This window comes from Magnetovibrio blakemorei (assembly GCF_001746755.1).
GTDB lineage: Bacteria > Pseudomonadota > Alphaproteobacteria > Rhodospirillales > Magnetovibrionaceae > Magnetovibrio > Magnetovibrio blakemorei.
Window position 1 is genome coordinate 22,241 of the sequence record NZ_MCGG01000071.1, and the last position, 15,406, is coordinate 37,646.

General features: G+C 54.1%; 18 protein-coding genes. 6 read left to right on the plus strand and 12 right to left on the minus strand.

Annotated features, from left to right (window positions below):
* Positions 1-10 precede the first annotated feature (10 nt).
* Both BEN30_RS15615 and BEN30_RS15620 read right to left on the minus strand, forming a co-directional pair.
* Complete coding sequence (locus BEN30_RS15615) at positions 11-1,342, minus strand: adenylate/guanylate cyclase domain-containing protein (protein ID WP_170827093.1); 1,332 nt, start codon at positions 1,340-1,342, stop codon at positions 11-13.
* A gap of 126 nt (positions 1,343-1,468) precedes the next feature.
* Positions 1,469-2,287 (minus strand): methylated-DNA--[protein]-cysteine S-methyltransferase, encoded by an 819-nt coding sequence (locus BEN30_RS15620; protein WP_069959285.1) that lies wholly within the window; start codon positions 2,285-2,287, stop codon positions 1,469-1,471.
* 62 nt (positions 2,288-2,349) lie between these two features.
* Between BEN30_RS15620 and nth the strand changes: the two genes are divergently transcribed.
* Positions 2,350-2,982 (plus strand): endonuclease III, encoded by a 633-nt coding sequence (nth, locus tag BEN30_RS15625; protein ID WP_069959248.1) that lies wholly within the window; start codon positions 2,350-2,352, stop codon positions 2,980-2,982.
* A 51-nt stretch (positions 2,983-3,033) separates the two neighbouring features.
* On the opposite strand, the gene BEN30_RS15630 is transcribed toward nth, so the two are convergent.
* The gene (locus BEN30_RS15630; protein WP_069959249.1) at positions 3,034-3,507 is read right to left on the minus strand and encodes a DUF2059 domain-containing protein; all 474 of its coding nucleotides are present in this window, start codon (positions 3,505-3,507) and stop codon (positions 3,034-3,036) included.
* A 200-nt stretch (positions 3,508-3,707) separates the two neighbouring features.
* Between BEN30_RS15630 and BEN30_RS15635 the strand changes: the two genes are divergently transcribed.
* From BEN30_RS15635 to BEN30_RS15645, 3 genes are all read left to right on the plus strand, one after another.
* Positions 3,708-5,246, plus strand: coding sequence for a YifB family Mg chelatase-like AAA ATPase (locus tag BEN30_RS15635; protein ID WP_069959250.1), 1,539 nt, complete (start codon positions 3,708-3,710; stop codon positions 5,244-5,246).
* 227 nt (positions 5,247-5,473) lie between these two features.
* Complete coding sequence (locus BEN30_RS15640) at positions 5,474-6,835, plus strand: diguanylate cyclase (RefSeq protein ID WP_170827094.1); 1,362 nt, start codon at positions 5,474-5,476, stop codon at positions 6,833-6,835.
* Positions 6,836-6,840: 5 nt separating this feature from the next.
* Positions 6,841-7,644: a substrate-binding periplasmic protein gene (locus BEN30_RS15645; protein WP_069959252.1), complete on the plus strand. Its 804-nt coding sequence runs from the start codon at positions 6,841-6,843 to the stop codon at positions 7,642-7,644.
* 109 nt (positions 7,645-7,753) lie between these two features.
* Here the strand turns inward: BEN30_RS15645 and BEN30_RS15650 are convergent, their stop codons facing one another.
* From BEN30_RS15650 to hisB, 7 genes are all read right to left on the minus strand, one after another.
* Positions 7,754-8,113, minus strand: coding sequence for a histidine triad nucleotide-binding protein (locus tag BEN30_RS15650; protein ID WP_211563442.1), 360 nt, complete (start codon positions 8,111-8,113; stop codon positions 7,754-7,756).
* A 23-nt stretch (positions 8,114-8,136) separates the two neighbouring features.
* Entirely contained in the window at positions 8,137-8,487 is a 351-nt protein-coding gene (locus BEN30_RS15655; RefSeq protein WP_069959254.1) for a phosphoribosyl-ATP diphosphatase, read from the minus strand.
* Positions 8,484-9,269 (minus strand): imidazole glycerol phosphate synthase subunit HisF, encoded by a 786-nt coding sequence (hisF, locus tag BEN30_RS15660; protein WP_069959255.1) that lies wholly within the window; start codon positions 9,267-9,269, stop codon positions 8,484-8,486. Before hisF ends, BEN30_RS15655 begins: the two co-directional genes overlap by 4 nt.
* A 1-nt stretch (position 9,270) precedes the next feature.
* Positions 9,271-10,005, minus strand: a complete 735-nt coding sequence (gene hisA, locus BEN30_RS15665) for a 1-(5-phosphoribosyl)-5-[(5-phosphoribosylamino)methylideneamino]imidazole-4-carboxamide isomerase (RefSeq protein ID WP_069959256.1) — start codon at positions 10,003-10,005, stop codon at positions 9,271-9,273.
* 25 nt (positions 10,006-10,030) lie between these two features.
* Positions 10,031-10,672, minus strand: a complete 642-nt coding sequence (gene hisH / locus BEN30_RS15670; protein ID WP_069959257.1) for an imidazole glycerol phosphate synthase subunit HisH — start codon at positions 10,670-10,672, stop codon at positions 10,031-10,033.
* Between the two features lie 5 nt (positions 10,673-10,677).
* Positions 10,678-11,067, minus strand: coding sequence for a DUF2628 domain-containing protein (locus BEN30_RS15675; RefSeq protein WP_069959258.1), 390 nt, complete (start codon positions 11,065-11,067; stop codon positions 10,678-10,680).
* 134 nt (positions 11,068-11,201) lie between these two features.
* Positions 11,202-11,801, minus strand: a complete 600-nt coding sequence (hisB, locus tag BEN30_RS15680; RefSeq protein ID WP_069959259.1) for an imidazoleglycerol-phosphate dehydratase HisB — start codon at positions 11,799-11,801, stop codon at positions 11,202-11,204.
* Positions 11,802-11,992: 191 nt separating this feature from the next.
* Here hisB and hslV point away from each other — a divergent pair, with 191 nt between their 5' ends.
* Complete coding sequence (gene hslV / locus BEN30_RS15685; RefSeq protein WP_069959260.1) at positions 11,993-12,553, plus strand: ATP-dependent protease subunit HslV; 561 nt, start codon at positions 11,993-11,995, stop codon at positions 12,551-12,553.
* Between the two features lie 16 nt (positions 12,554-12,569).
* A complete protein-coding gene (gene hslU, locus BEN30_RS15690; protein WP_069959261.1) occupies positions 12,570-13,880 on the plus strand; it encodes an ATP-dependent protease ATPase subunit HslU in 1,311 nt (436 codons plus the stop codon).
* A gap of 4 nt (positions 13,881-13,884) precedes the next feature.
* On the opposite strand, the gene BEN30_RS15695 is transcribed toward hslU, so the two are convergent.
* Together BEN30_RS15695 and BEN30_RS15700 are read right to left on the minus strand one after the other, a co-directional pair.
* The gene (locus tag BEN30_RS15695) at positions 13,885-14,826 is read right to left on the minus strand and encodes a class I SAM-dependent methyltransferase (RefSeq protein ID WP_069959262.1); all 942 of its coding nucleotides are present in this window, start codon (positions 14,824-14,826) and stop codon (positions 13,885-13,887) included.
* Positions 14,827-14,981: 155 nt separating this feature from the next.
* Entirely contained in the window at positions 14,982-15,377 is a 396-nt protein-coding gene (locus BEN30_RS15700; protein ID WP_069959263.1) for a helix-turn-helix domain-containing protein, read from the minus strand.
* Positions 15,378-15,406: the final 29 nt, after the last annotated feature.

A 15,406-nucleotide genomic window follows, 5' to 3' on the forward strand; every position in this document is an offset into this window, starting at 1 on the left:
GCTTCATCAATCATCCGCCCCCTTCAACGGATGAATCACTCTTGTCCAAAGCGCTGACATGCCAGCGTTGCACGCCGATGGCTTGCGCGCGACCTTTCACTTGAATGTTTTCGACGCCGCTGAACCCCTTTGACGCCGCAGCTTTAACGGTATCGGTATCCACCACAACCTCACCCACTTGGGCTTGCGAACACAACCTGGCCGACATATTGACGCTATCGCCGATGACGGTGAAGTCGCGCCTGGATTTGGGACCGATGGCCCCGGAAATGACTTGTCCGGTGAAAATACCGATGCCCAAACCGCGCGCTAACGAAGCCCGCTTGGCCGCGTCCAAAATGGCTTTGGCGGCATCAATGGCCCGCTTTTGGGCATTTTCGCCTTCAAACCGCACCAACAAAGCATCACCGATCATCTTGTCCACATCGCCGCCGAAATGGGTGACGATCTTCACCTGAATGGTCATGATGTCGTTGAGGAAATACACCACCCGTTCCGGGGCATTGTCTTCGGCATAACTGGTGAAGTCGCGCACATCGGAATGAAACAAGGTGCACTCAATTTTGCGAGACGGAATGTTGTCGAGATTGCCCGCGTTGCGCGCCGCACTCATGGCGCTGGCGGACACAAACGTTTGCAAACGCTGGCTCAACTGACCGATGGCGTCGGTGCGCTGATCGATGTCACGCTGGGCGCGGCGCACCAGCACCCCCAACACGCCGATCAAGATCAGTTGCAAAACCAGCGGCACAACGATGGCCGGAACGGCGGTTTCCAACAACAAGGTGTCTAAATAGCCGACCTCTTCATAAAGCTCGAAAATAATCCGTAAATTGCCATTTTCATCCAAGTGCGGCGCATAGATTTCATACGCTAAAGTACCGTCTCTGGCGGTCTTGCGGAACAAAACGGGCTGGTTGCTAACGATCACTTCGCGCAAGGACTGTGACGTTTCGATGGTGCCGATGAGCGCCGGGTTGGTGTCGTAAATCACCGTTCCGCGCAGGTCGTACGCTTTCAAGCTGAGCAGCTTTTGGCGTTCGATCTCTTCTTTAAAAATAATCCCCAGCTCGTGGATATCGGCATCGGTAGCATGTCCGCTCAAAAAAGTGTGCCAGGTGTCGGGCGCGGAATCTTTGATCGAATCGACGATCAAATCGGCACGCGCTTGGGCCTGTTCCAAATAGATGTGGCGCGTGACCTGATCAAAGGCAATCCATAACAGCCCGCTCAACACCACCATAAAAATCAAAATCGCCGGGATCACGCGCACATAATAATGACGTTGCAGCGGGTACGGTTCACCGATGGTGTTCGGGGAAACGGTTTGGTGTTCAGTCATCGGGCACTTGCTCTTTAGGTCTGCATGTTGCGGGCCATTTTGACATAGCACCCCTTCGCTGAACATTAACTGAATATTGTGGCCCATACTTTGGGACCGTACTTTGTTTTGATCTAAAGAATATAACTAAGCGCAGCTTTCCCAGGCCAGCAAAGCGCGTTTGCGGTCTGATCCCCAGCGATAGCCTTCGACAATTCCGGTTTCCTTGATCACCCGGTGACACGGAATCAATATCCCCACCGGGTTGGCACCGACCGCGCCCCCCACCGCGCGCGCGCCCTTGGGACTGCCCACTTGGGCGGCGATGCGTTTGTAAGTGGTGGCGGATCCGGGGGCAATTTTCAACAGCGCTTCCCACACCCGAATTTGAAATTGGGTGCCCTGAACGTGCAGGGCAATGGACCCCGGTTGACGGTTGAAAAGCTGTGCGACCATCCGCTCGTCGGGTGCGACAGCCTGTAATGTGCCTCCCGGCCAGCGCGCCTCGGCAATGGCTTTGGGGGTATCGCCTTCCCCCAAAAATTCAAAGCCGCAAACGCCCCTTAGCGTTTTTAGAAGCACCGCCGGACCGAACGGTGTCGCGACTTCACAATACGAAATGTCTAAACCTCGCCCGCCCTTTTGACTTTCGCCCGGCGTCATGGCCTCAAAGGTCACAAACAAGTCGTGCAACCGGGACGGTCCTGACAGGCCCACATCCAACGCCGTGCCCATCACGCTTTCGCCCCGGGCCAACAGTTCGCGGGCGTGGGCCAGGGTGAGATAACTTAAAAACCGTTTGGGACTGACCCCGGCCCAGCGGGTGAACACGCGCTGGGCATGATAAGGGCTGAGCCCGATAGCTCTAGCAACATCCTGCAAATCGGGCTGTTCCAACCGATTTTCGGCAATAAAGCGAATGGCCGCGGCGATGCGCGTATAATCTGGGTCGTTTTGAAGGCTCATAATTTCACCATAACGCGGCAAAGGCTTGGAACCCACCCGGTTCTTGCTCTAAGTTCACGATTATGAAAAAAGCTGACATCCAAACCTTCTTCACCCGCTTGCGTGACGCCAACCCCGAACCGAAGTCGGAGTTGAAGTGGACCAATCCGTACACCTTGGTGGTGGCGGTGTCCCTGTCTGCCCAGGCCACCGACGTGGGCGTCAACAAGGCCACCGAAAAGCTGTTCAAAATCGCCGATACGCCCGAAAAAATGCTCAAACTGGGCTTGGGCGGTCTCAAAGACCACATCAAAACCATTGGACTTTTCAACAACAAAGCCAAAAACGTCATGGCCATGAGCCGCATGTTGATCGAAGAGTTCGACGGTGAAGTGCCCCGCGATCGCGCTCAATTGGAACGCTTGCCGGGCGTTGGCCGCAAAACCGCCAACGTGGTGCTGAATGTGTGTTGGGGTGAACCCACCATGGCGGTGGACACGCACATCTTTCGCGTTTCCAACCGCACCGGACTGGCGCCGGGCAAAAATGTTTTAGAGGTGGAAATGAAGCTTTTGAAGGTCGTGCCCAAGGACTTCATGGTGCACGCCCATCATTGGCTGATTTTGCACGGCCGTTATGTGTGCAAAGCGCGCAAGCCCGACTGCGCCATCTGTTCGGTGGCGGATGTGTGTGCCTATAAGGCCAAAACCCTTTAAACGTTTTTTCTTAACCGTTTTGGTTATTTCTCAACATCGATAGCGCCCAATTCAATTGTTCTGCAAATTTTGATCGGGTTTCAAGGCCGCCAGCACATCTGTGTCGATTTGCGGCGCTAAGGTTCGGCCCCACTTTACACCCAGGCTTTTTGCATCATTTTGAATTCTTGACATGGATTGCAATGATTTCTGGCCCGTCGGAGAGGTATAAAACGCCAGCAATTCATCAATTTCGTCTTCCGAATAGGCCTCGTTGTACATCCCCACAACCCGATCGATATAGGGCGTTACGTTCGTCTTCATCACGACAGTGGTTGATTTTTTAATCACATTGACGGTTTCAGGCGAAAGGGGCACGCCCTTTTTCTTCAGATTTTTGGCCACCATATTGGCGATGACGGGCACCATATCGTCAAGCAAGGAGCGCATATCTGTCACGCTGAGCAATTTTTTGATTTTGGCCTGTTTTTCGACCGTTCCCGCCTGAACGTCGCCCACATTGAAGGTGCTGAGGGCAAAACACATACACACCATATAAAGACAGACTCTGAATATCATCGGATTCTCTGCTCCTTATAAAACCACACCCAGAGAAAGGTTATCTATTGCCCCCGCATACGTCGAGTTCTTTTTGATTTTACGCATATTACGCGCATTAAGGACTTTGCCTTGCCCTAAACTGCCCATACACTCACATAGTCGTAAAGACTTGGAGTTTTCAGTATATGGTTGCACGCATCAACACCATCGCCTTTCAGGGCATCGAGGTTCTGCCCGTCGATGTTCAGGTGCATATGGCCTCAGGCCTGCCGGCCTTTTCGGTGGTGGGCCTGCCCAACAAGGCGGTGAGCGAGGCGCGTGAACGGGTTCGCGCCGCCTTATCGGCCTTGGGTCTGGCTTTACCCCCCAAACGCATCACCGTAAACCTGTCACCCGCCGATGCTTTGAAGGAAGGATCGCATTTTGACCTGCCCATCGCTTTGGGTCTGCTGACCGCGATGGATGTTTTGCCTGCGGATCGAATTGACGCCTTTTTGGCGCTGGGCGAATTGGCGCTGGATGGAACCCTGACCAAGGTGTCGGGGGTGCTGCCAGCGGCCATTTCGGCGAACGCTCAGGGGCTCGGCCTCATTTGTCCGGCTTCTCAGGGCGGGGAAGCCGTTTGGGCCGGTGATTTGGAGGTCTTAGCCCCCCATTCCTTGCTTGATTTGGTCAATCATTTCAAGGGTATTCAAGTTTTATCCCGGCCCCAGCCACAAATGGCTGAGGCTGATTTTCAAACCGCGCAATTTTTAGACCTAGTAGATGTTAAGGGCCAAGAAAGTGCCAAACGCGCCTTGGAAATTGCCGCCGCCGGGGGTCACAACGTGTTGATGAGCGGACCGCCCGGATCGGGCAAATCTTTGCTCGCCAGACGCCTTCCCGGTCTGTTGCCGGACCTAACGCCCGCCGAAGCGCTCGATGTTTCGATGATCCATTCCCTGGCCGGAACATTATCCGGTGGCGGCCTGATGCGGACCCGTCCCTTTCGCGATCCGCACCACTCGGCCTCGCAAGCGGCGTTGGTGGGCGGGGGCATCCAGGTGCGCCCCGGGGAAGTGTCGTTGGCCCATTTGGGGGTGCTTTTTTTGGACGAATTGCCAGAGTTTCAGCGCCCTGCGCTGGAAGCGTTACGCCAGCCCATCGAATCCGGCAGCGCCGTGATCGCCCGCGCCAGCGCACACGTTACGTATCCGGCACGATTCCAATTGGTCGCCGCCATGAACCCGTGTCGGTGCGGATACCTGGACGATCCGGGTCAAGCGTGTTCGCGCGCGCCCAAGTGCGCAGAAGACTATCAAAACCGTTTATCGGGTCCGCTGCTCGATCGCATCGATTTGCATGTGGACGTGCCGATGGTGCCCGCATCTGACTTGAGCCTGCCGCCGCCCTCCGAGACGTCCGCCCATGTCCGCGCCAGGGTTATCGAAGCCCGCGACCGCCAAACCGCCCGCTTTGCCGCGCTGGAATCAACGGCGCGCACCAACGCCGAGGCTGACGGTCAGGTTTTGGAACAAATCGCCCAGTTGGACGGGCCAGCTAAGGCCCTGTTGGCTGAAGCCGCCGAGCGCATGCGCTTGAGCGCCAGGGGCTATCACCGCATTTTAAGGGTGTCGCGCACCATCGCCGATTTGGACGGCGCCCCCGATGTGCTCAAATTGCACGTGGCCGAAGCGTTATCGTACCGCCGCCGGTTGCCGGGACGGCAATTGGCGGGAGTTTAGGCACTCCCTTTATTTGGGCATTATCCTATTCATGACGTGTGATATTCAGGTGACCACCACAAATCAATTCCTGCTTGAATTTCCACAATTCACCCGACTGAGACGTAGCCTTGAAAATAAGGGCTGACCTCAGGAAATTTCATTGTATTCCTTATATTAATTCCAAAATTATGACTAAGAGCTTATTGTACCGTGAGCAATCACTCCAAATTCATAATGGAGCCAGCGTGCAAAGCCTGCGCTTTAGCCGTATGAGCTGGGATAATTTTTTGTTTTTTTCAACATCTTTTGTATTGGTTAACGTGACAAATTTGGCATTATTTTTTCATCCAAAGAAGCTTTCTCTAAAACTTATGAGAGTTGTCTTCGTTATTTATTTGTCGGTCACATTTGTTGTCACAGCCGCGCATTTTTTTGCAGATTATGCCCGTACACAGGCCAGTATCTTGGCAGAGTTGCAAGAACTCGAAAAAACGGTGCATGAATCCTTTGAGACCAATTTATGGCAACTGAGTTATCCGCAGCTCGATGCCTTGTCCAAAGGATTGGTCGGCATGCCGATTGTGGAAGGTATTGATGTCATTGACCCTCATGAAAAGACCATCGTGTCTTTGCGCGGTTTTGTCTCCGACGTGAAGCCGTTCTCTCTTTTTTATATCGAAACACCTCTCCAACGGGTTTTAAACGGGCAGATCATTCCTTTGGGGAAAATCCGGCTGTATTCCTCTTCAAACGTTATTTTTGATCGCGTTTTGTTTGGTTTCAGTCTGGTTGCTGTAACGGTGATTGTGAAGCTTTCGATCCTGTGGGCTTTGTTTCTCATGGCGTTTCGTCGCTTTTTGGCGGCTCCTTTGGAAAAATTGATGTCCCAAGTAGCGACGGTTCAATTGGAACATATCGGCGATAAGCGCATCGATCTGGGCGTCGCCGATCAAAACGAACTTCATCAATTGCAAGATCGATTTAATGTCATGCTGGACACGCTTGAGCGTGACCGTAAAACAATGCTCCAAGCTGAGCATGAGCGGCAGGAGTTACTCGAAAAGGAAGTGGCGTCTCGTACTGAAGAACTCTTAGACATGAATAAAAAATTGGCTGAACTTTCCGAAACGGACTCCTTGACGGGCATTCGCAATCGCAGAAGCTTTTTTCAGCAAAGCCAGACACTTCTTGACCTTGCCGTTCGTCAACAACAACCGCTGTGTTTTTTGATTCTGGACTTAGATCACTTCAAGTTAATCAATGACCAGTACGGACACGTGGTTGGTGATCATGTGTTGTGCCAATTCACGAAAACAGTTGCAGCGCAGCTCAGAAAAACAGATGTCCTGGGCCGTGTTGGCGGTGAAGAATTTGCGGTTTGTCTTCCCGATACAGAGCTTGATGGCGGACACATGCTCGCGACAAAAATTTGCCAGGCGGTCGCCAAAAATCATTTTGAGTGTGATGGCCTTGTGATTGATTACACGGTCAGCATTGGACTTGTGGTACGGGCTCGTGAAGATAAACAAATATCACAACTTTTTCAAAAAGCGGACGCCAAGCTTTATCAAGCAAAAGAAAACGGTCGCAATTGCGTGGAGTTATAATCCTTATGAAAACGATGACCCTTTTTCTCATGCTTTTGGCTGCGATGATTTTGCCAAAATCCGTTTCTGCAGAAACTCTGAAGGTCTGTTTAGATCCGTGGCCACCAATGACGATTTTTACGACGGAAACGCAAAATCGTAGAGGCGTTGTCATTGATATGATGAGCGATATCTATGAAAAAGCAGGCTATACGCTGGAGATTTTTCAAGTCCCTTACGCGCGTGGTCTGCAAATGGTCGCCGACGGCATATGCGACATGCTTCCAGAAAAAGAATTTTCGCCCCTTGTCGATGAGGATTATGTTTATGCAGATCAGGCGACGTTTGCGTATCCGACGGCCTTCATTATCCGGCGAGATGACACCTGGCGCTATACTGGCATTGAATCTGTTTATGGCCGACGCATTGCGACAGGAGAAGGTTGGGATTACAGCTCCATGAGCAAGGCCTACCAGAACCATCTGGATGCGCCCGCGAATAAAGATTTTGTCGAGATGATCGCAGGAGATGCAAACGTCATTGAGCGGATCTTGGCCATGATTGCGGCGGGACGCGTGGACATGTACGCCGATAATGTTTTGGTTCTCAATTATGTTTTAAACAAAACAGATCTGCATGAATCACTGCAGATTGTTTACCCGGGATTGGAAAAAAACCTTGTTGAAAAGCCCATATTTTCGCTGAAATTGCCCGAAGAAAAGAGACGCACGTTGATTTCAATTTGGGACAAAGGGCGTCGCTCATTAAATGACGAAGACATTCGGCGCTATCTGCAGAGGTATAACCTGACCGTAGACCTTGGCTCATGATCTGAATTTGTCAAGAAAAGCAAGCCGGGCGCAACGGCCATAACGATTGCTTTTGTCCCATGGGGTTTAAAGACACACCCTTCGTCTTGTGAATTTTATGGGGATCACCCTATTCCGGGATCATCCGGCCCAAGCGTCGTCCGCCGCAAATGTGTACGTGGAAATGGGGCACTTCTTGACCACCGTTGGTTCCGGTGTTTTGCACCGTGCGATAACCCGGCTCCGCCACCTCCAGATCGCGAGCGATTTGCCCGACCGCGCGCCACAATCCGGCAATTTCCGCGTCCGTTGCCTTGGCGGTAAAATCGTCTTGGGACACATACGCGCCCTTGGGGATCACCAGCACATGCACCGGGGCTTGCGGGGCGATGTCGTGAAACGCCAGCACCCATTCGTTTTCAAAAACTTTGGTGCAGGGAATTTCGCCGCGCAAAATTTTGGCGAAGATGTTTTGAGGATCATAAGCCATCACAGATCTCATCTTAAATGCGTTTACAGTTCACCGCGGGCGCGTTTTTCTTCGATGCCGGACAAGCCTTCGCGCTTGGCCAGTTCCGCCCACACATGCTCAGGTGTGATGCCGCCGTCCGCCCACAAAACCAAAAGGTGATAAATCAGATCGGCACTTTCCGCCGCCAACGCGTCTGGGCCTTCGGCCAAAGCGGCGATGTTCACTTCGACCGCTTCTTCGCCCACTTTTTGCGCAATGGCGGTGCGGCCACGGCTGAACAGCTTGGCGGTGTAAGACGTTTCCGGGTCGGCGCCTTTGCGGCTGGAAATGGTTTCAAACAAACGATGGAGTATACGGGCGTCGATGTCTGTTTTGTCTGGCGTATCGGTCATAGGGCAGTCTCCTCATTTAAGCCGTCTAGGCGCACGTTTATGCCATGTTCGGCCATGTAGCGTTTGGTTTCGCCGATGGTAAAGGTACCAAAGTGAAAAATCGAAGCCGCCAACACGGCGGACGCATGTCCATCGCGCACACCTTCGACCATATGTTCCAGCGTGCCCACGCCGCCGGATGCGATGACAGGAATGTGCACCGCGTCGGCAATGGCCCGAGTGAGTGCAATGTTAAAACCTTGTTTGGTGCCGTCCCGGTCCATGGAGGTCAGCAAAATTTCTCCGGCCCCATAGGCCGCCATGCGCTGGGCCCATTCGACCGCATCGATGCCGGTGGCGTTGCGCCCGCCGTGGGTGAAAATTTCGAACTTGCCCGGCGCAACGGTTTTGGCGTCCACCGCCACAACGATGCACTGGGAGCCAAATTTTTCCGCCGCTTGCTTGACGAATTCCGGATTGTTCACCGCCGCCGTGTTGATCGAGGCCTTGTCCGCGCCCGCCAACAGCAATTTGCGAATGTCTTCGGTGGTGCGCACGCCGCCACCGACGGTCAGCGGCATGAAACATTGCTCAGCCGTGCGATTGACCACATCAAAGATCGTATCGCGGTTTTCATGGGACGCGGTAATGTCCAAAAAGGTCAGCTCATCGGCCCCCGCCGCATCATACACGCGGGCTTGTTCAACCGGGTCGCCCGCATCGATCAAATCGACGAAGTTGACGCCTTTGACGACACGTCCGCCTTCGACGTCCAAACACGGAATGATGCGGGCTTTCAGCATATTAGCGCCTTTTTGCTCTCAAAAGATCGACCGCTTCGCGCACATCGATCTGACCGTCGTAAACCGCCCGGCCACTGATGACGCCTTCCAAGATATCACCGCCACGGGCTTTTAAGTCTTTTAAATCTTCCATGGAGGAAACGCCACCCGACGCGATCACCGGCGTGGAAATGGCGCGGGCCAGTTCCAACGTGCTTTCGGTGTTGGGGCCTTGCATCAAACCGTCTCTGGCAATGTCGGTGAAAATGATGGCGGCGACGCCCACATCTTCGAATTTTTTCGCCAGATCGATGGCGGAAATATCGGACACTTCGGCCCAGCCTTCGACCGCGACCATGCCGTCTTTGGCGTCCACACCCACGGCAATGCGGCCGGGGTATTTTTTGCACGCTTCGATGACCAAGTCCGGATCGCGCAGCGCGACGGTGCCCAAAATCACCCGGCGCACGCCCTTGTCCAACCAAAAACGAATGGTTTCCAGGTCACGAATGCCGCCGCCCAACTCAATAGGCACGCGCACGTCATCCAAAATGGCGTCAACCGCATCGGCGTTAACGGGACGGCCTTCGAACGCGCCGTTCAGATCCACCACATGGATCCACTGACAGCCTTGGTTCACAAAGGCGCAGGCCTGGGCGCCGGGATCGTCGTTAAAAACGGTGGCCTGGTCCATTTCGCCGCGCAACAAGCGCACACATTGGCCGTCTTTCAAATCAATGGCAGGAAAAAAAATCATTTTAGGTCTCTTTAGGTTCTCAAATTTAAGGCTTCCACCGCAAAAAATTTGCGATGATGTGCAGGCCCAAAGCCTGACTTTTTTCCGGATGAAATTGGGTTCCGATCATATTGTCGCGCCCCACCGCCGCGGTCACCGCACCGCCGTATTGCACGGTCGCCAAAACATGCGCCGGATTTTTGGGGGTAAAATGATAACTGTGCACAAAATAAGCGTGCTCGCCGGTTTTTACACCGTCAAACACCGGGTGCGATGCCAACGTGTCAAAATCGTTCCACCCCATATGGGGAATTTTAAGCGCCGGGTCAGAAGGGCGCAACGCCGTGACGTCGCCCGCAATCCAGCCCAGTCCTGGCGTGTCGCCAAATTCGTGGCCGACGTCGCTCATCAACTGCATACCGACGCAAATGCCCATAAACGGCCGGGCCTTGTCCACAACCGCTTCGGTCAAGGCCTCATGCAAACCATCGACCGCTTCCAGACCGGCCTTGCAATCGGCAAACGCGCCGACGCCGGGCAGCACAATACGATCGGCGCTGAGAAGGTCTTCCGGTTTTCCGGTGACCAAAACCTCTGTACCAAAAACTTGTTCGTCCGCCGCGCGCTCAAACGACTTGGCCACCGAGCGCAAGTTTCCCGAACCGTAATCGATAATGGCGACCTTCATCAGGCTTAGTCTCTCAACAGTTTTGCGGTCATGTACGGATTGGCGTCCAGATAACGCCGTTCCGCCTCTTCTTTATCATGGGCGGTAACGATGGCTTCTTCATGCATACCGCGCCTGTCCAGCGACCAGCGGCGCAATTCATTGGCGATCAAACCGATCAGTACGGAGACGCCCAACTGCACCACGGATAGGGCCGTGGCATCACCAATCAACATCGGCAACGCCAAGCCCGCCACAATCTGCACCGCCAACAGCACCAGCGCCACATCCCACGCGCCCAGCACCAAGGCCCAGAAAAAACCAAATATTGCCGCAGGCCAGGAGAACCCGTCTTTGACCAAGGCCAAGTCAGGCTTCAGTCCGGTGTCGCGAACGTGGATGGAATAGACGGTCATCCCTTAATCCCCCAAGCTGGCTTGGTTGGGATTGAGAGGACCGCTTCGATCCCCCCAACATCCGATCTTTGATCGGAAATGTTGGGGAGGACTAGGGCGGTTATCAGATCCATACACCTGTCACTCTCCTTAAGTTAAAGCGAACCGCCCAAAACGCCCTTGGTGGACGGCACTTGGTCGGCTTTGCGCGGATCAATTTCAACCGCTTGACGCAACGCTCGGGCCAGCCCCTTGAAACAGCTTTCAATAATGTGGTGATTGTTTTCACCATAAAAGGTTTCAACGTGCAGCGTCAGACCAGCGGCCTGAGCGAAACCGCCAAACCATTCTTTGAACAATTCGGTGTCCATATCGCCCAGCTTGTCGCGCACAAATTCAACCTTCCACACCAAGTAGGGACGGTTAGACGCATCCAGCGCCACCCGCGTGAGGGCTTCATCCATGGGTGACAGGGCCGAGCCATAACGCGTGATGCCGCGCCGGTCCCCCAAGGCCTGGGTAAACGCTTCGCCGATGGCAATGCCAACGTCTTCGGTGGTGTGGTGAAAATCAATGTGCAGATCGCCTTTGGCTTTCACCTTCAGGTCGATGAGCCCATGGCGCGACAGTTGTTCCAGCATGTGATCCAAAAAACCGATGCCGGTGGAAATGTCATAAACGCCTTCACCGTCGAGGTTCAATTCGACGCTGATTTGGGTTTCGTTGGTGTTGCGCTCAACGCGGCCGGTGCGCATAACGTGCCCTCCATTCAAAAAGACGCTTTCTTTTAACAGGATCGTTGAGGTAGTACCAGCAACAAAGGTGCTTTGATGTACCAGCCCCAGCCCCAACCCCAGCCCCAGCCCCAGCCCCAGCCCTTGACCGAAGCGGATAGGCGGCTTACATCGGGGAGGCTTGCTTTTGCCATTTTGATCAGGATTCCACCATGAGCGATACCCACCGCCAAAACAGTGCCCCCACGTGGCACGGCACAACCATCTTGAACGTGCGCAAGGACGGAGACGTGGTGATGATCGGCGACGGTCAGGTGAGCCTGGGCAACACCATCGTCAAAGGCACGGCGCGCAAAGTGCGGCGCATCGGCGACGGTAGCGTCATCGCCGGATTTGCCGGGGCCACGGCGGATGCGTTTACTTTATTTGAGCGTCTGGAAGCCAAACTGGAGCAATATCCCAACCAGTTGACCCGCGCCTGTGTGGAGCTGGCCAAAGATTGGCGCACCGATCGCTACCTGCGCAAGCTGGAAGCCATGATGCTGGTCGCCGACAAAGACGTGTCTTTGGTTTTGACCGGAACCGGTGATGTTTTGGAACCCGACGATGGCGTCATCGCTATCGGTTCGGGCGGCAATTACGCGCTGGCGGCGGCCCGTGGACTGGCGGGACAAGACAACCTCAGCGCCGAACAAGTCGCACGTCGGGCCATGGAAATCGCCGCCGATATTTGTGTCTTCACCAACACCAACTTCACCATAGAGACCTTATAAAAGAGACTTAAAGCACATGAGCAACCTGACGCCCCGCGAAATCGTTTCTGAACTGGATCGTTTTATTGTTGGTCAAAACGACGCCAAGCGCGCCGTGGCCGTGGCGCTGCGCAACCGTTGGCGGCGTCTGCAAATCACCGACGCCATGCGCGAAGAAATCGTGCCCAAAAACATCCTCATGATCGGACCCACCGGGGTCGGCAAAACGGAAATTGCCCGGCGTCTGGCCAAGTTGGCGGATGCCCCGTTCATCAAGGTCGAAGCCACCAAATTCACCGAAGTGGGCTACGTCGGACGTGACGTTGAACAGATCATCCGCGACTTGGTGGAAAGCGCCGTGCACATGGTGCGCGAAACCCACAAAGCCAAAGTCCGCGTGAGGGCCGAAGAGGCCGCGGAAGAACGCGTGCTCGATGCCTTGGTGGGCAACAATGCATCCGATGCGACGCGGCAAAAATTTCGCAAAATGCTTCGCGAAGGCCAGATTGACGACAAGGAAATCGAAATTCAGGTGCGCGACGCCGGCTCCAATTCCATGCCCGCATTCGACATTCCCGGCATGCCCGGTTCACAAGTCAGCATGCTCAATTTGGGCGATATGCTGGGTGGTGCCTTCGGTGCACCGTTGAAACCGAAAAAAATGTCGGTGGCGGCCAGCTACGATATTTTGGTCGCCGAAGAAGCCGACAAACTGGTCGATGAAGAAGCGCTGACCAAAGAAGCCATCGAAAAAGTGGAAACCGGCGGCATCGTGTTTTTAGACGAGTTGGATAAAATCGCCGCCAAGTCGGAACGCTCCGGCGGCGACGTGTCACGTGAAGGGGTGCAGCGCGATTTGCTGCCGTTGATCGAGGGCACCACGGTGTCGACCAAACGCGGTCCGGTCAAAACCGACCATATTTTGTTCATCGCCAGCGGCGCCTTTCACGTCGCCAAACCCAGCGATTTGCTGCCCGAACTGCAAGGTCGTTTGCCCATCCGCGTCGAGCTGAAAGCGCTCACCCGTGACGACTTGGTGCGCATCCTCAAAGAACCGGAATCCAGCTTGATCCGCCAATACACGGCGCTTATGGCGGTCGAAAACGTCACTTTGCAAATTACCGATGCCGCCATCGAAGAGCTGGCCACCTTGGCCGCCGAAATCAACGGGTCGGTCGAAAACATCGGTGCTCGACGTTTGCACACGGTGATGGAAAAACTGTTGGAAGACATCAGCTTTACAGCGTCCGAACGCGACGGCGAAACCATCACCATCGATGAGGTCTTCGTGCGCGAGACCATCTCAGCGCTGGCGAAAAACACCGATTTGCGGAAGTTTATTCTCTAGCCCTTTAGCCCATCAGTTCGCTCACCGACTTGCGTTGATCGGGCAGTTTGATGCAGTGGTACTTCATCACCTTTAAACCGCCGGTATCGATGGCGGTGATCAGGTCTGCCCAGCGTTCGCATTCGCCCACCAAGTCGATGGCGATGGCCAGCAATTCGGCCTTTTTCAGCTTGGACAACAAACCCAGCCAGGCCTGAAGCACACATTGGCGAAATTCCAACGTCACGTCATCGGGCGGGCGAACATCCAAATTTAAGCTCTTCAACATGCCCAGCATAGCCTCGCCCGGCCACAAGTAGGGCGTGAGGACTTGGTTTTTGGCCCAAATTTCCACCTTTGCGCTGGGGGGATTGGTGTCCGGTAAAACGTAGCTGAGAAACAGCATTTCACCGTCCAAACGCAACGATTGCTCTACGGCCGAAAACAAAGCTTTTTTATCAGATACACTGTGAACCGAATCAAACGCCATCATGGCATTATACGATTTGGGTTTGAGTTGAAGGTTTTCCATAGAATCAAATTTGATCGGTGCTTTGCGTTGCAGGCCTGAGCGCTTCATGCTCTCCATACCGATTTTGGCGAGTTCTTTGTCCGGCTCATAGCCCGTCACCCAAACCCCGGTGTCTTCAACAATGGTTTCCGAGATGCCGCCCATGCCCGCACCCAGCAGCAACAGACTTTTCTTTTCATCCAGGCCCAGCAGCGGCAGCAAACGTTTGACATGCGCCGCGCCACCCGGCGTGGTGTAACCTGAACTGCACAGCCTTTCGACCACATTCAAACGATTGGCGGTCCAGTTTTCTTTTGGTGCGGCCGGTTTTTGAGGTTTTTTTGCAACCGGTGCCGAGGACTGATTTTGCGCCGTGGGTTTGGCTTTAGAACGAAAAAGAGATCCGGCTATTTTGCCGATCAGGCCGCTTGGTTTGGATTTGGCGGGGGCTGCCATTAAAAAATCACCGATATCATCAATACGTTTCCCACATCCTCAGATGTCCCCCCGAACACCGCCTCTTCCCGAACCTGTATTGTCATCTTACCAAATTACCCAGACAAAATGAACAAATCCCTTCATTTCGATGAAGTCTGCTCTTTTTTGCTCGATTATTGGGCATGCGGGACATGTCGAACCGTTAAGGCGCTGCCCTTATGGGCGCGAATTTCATCCAAAATCCACTGCAAGGTCTGCTCATCAAGGCTGCCTATACAGTCGGCCAATTCGTTGGCCAGCTCCGTGGCCCTGGGACTCATGCCTGCCGTATCGACGGTGACGCGGGGATGAGACAGGCGGGCCAAGCGTTTCAGCTCTTCACTGTCATCCCAAATCAAACCGAAATAATCACAAATTTGCATGATCATGCCGGAACCGGGGCGGCCCCGATTGCCGTGTTCCAGCGCCGACAAATATGCCCCCGAAACGCCCAGGGCGTCGGCCATCTGTTTTTGCGTAACCCCTTTGGCGTCTCGCAAACTGCGCATTTTTTGCCCGAAAGGTGTCATGGCCTCTTATCCCTCTGTCGGCGTGAGCA

Excerpts from the sequence above, each read along its gene's own strand:
- BEN30_RS15615 (WP_170827093.1), bottom strand. The coding sequence starts at position 1,342 with ATGACTGAACACCAAACCGTTTCCCCGAACACCATCGGTGAACCGTAC.
- BEN30_RS15620 (WP_069959285.1), bottom strand. The coding sequence starts at position 2,287 with ATGAGCCTTCAAAACGACCCAGATTATACGCGCATCGCCGCGGCCATT.
- nth (WP_069959248.1), top strand. The coding sequence starts at position 2,350 with ATGAAAAAAGCTGACATCCAAACCTTCTTCACCCGCTTGCGTGACGCC.
- BEN30_RS15630 (WP_069959249.1), bottom strand. The coding sequence starts at position 3,507 with ATGTGTTTTGCCCTCAGCACCTTCAATGTGGGCGACGTTCAGGCGGGA.
- BEN30_RS15635 (WP_069959250.1), top strand. The coding sequence starts at position 3,708 with ATGGTTGCACGCATCAACACCATCGCCTTTCAGGGCATCGAGGTTCTG.
- BEN30_RS15645 (WP_069959252.1), top strand. The coding sequence starts at position 6,841 with ATGAAAACGATGACCCTTTTTCTCATGCTTTTGGCTGCGATGATTTTG.
- BEN30_RS15650 (WP_211563442.1), bottom strand. The coding sequence starts at position 8,113 with ATGGCTTATGATCCTCAAAACATCTTCGCCAAAATTTTGCGCGGCGAA.
- BEN30_RS15655 (WP_069959254.1), bottom strand. The coding sequence starts at position 8,487 with ATGACCGATACGCCAGACAAAACAGACATCGACGCCCGTATACTCCAT.
- hisF (WP_069959255.1), bottom strand. The coding sequence starts at position 9,269 with ATGCTGAAAGCCCGCATCATTCCGTGTTTGGACGTCGAAGGCGGACGT.
- hisA (WP_069959256.1), bottom strand. The coding sequence starts at position 10,005 with ATGATTTTTTTTCCTGCCATTGATTTGAAAGACGGCCAATGTGTGCGC.
- hisH (WP_069959257.1), bottom strand. The coding sequence starts at position 10,672 with ATGAAGGTCGCCATTATCGATTACGGTTCGGGAAACTTGCGCTCGGTG.
- BEN30_RS15675 (WP_069959258.1), bottom strand. The coding sequence starts at position 11,067 with ATGACCGTCTATTCCATCCACGTTCGCGACACCGGACTGAAGCCTGAC.
- hisB (WP_069959259.1), bottom strand. The coding sequence starts at position 11,801 with ATGCGCACCGGCCGCGTTGAGCGCAACACCAACGAAACCCAAATCAGC.
- hslV (WP_069959260.1), top strand. The coding sequence starts at position 11,993 with ATGAGCGATACCCACCGCCAAAACAGTGCCCCCACGTGGCACGGCACA.
- hslU (WP_069959261.1), top strand. The coding sequence starts at position 12,570 with ATGAGCAACCTGACGCCCCGCGAAATCGTTTCTGAACTGGATCGTTTT.
- BEN30_RS15695 (WP_069959262.1), bottom strand. The coding sequence starts at position 14,826 with ATGGCAGCCCCCGCCAAATCCAAACCAAGCGGCCTGATCGGCAAAATA.
- BEN30_RS15700 (WP_069959263.1), bottom strand. The coding sequence starts at position 15,377 with ATGACACCTTTCGGGCAAAAAATGCGCAGTTTGCGAGACGCCAAAGGG.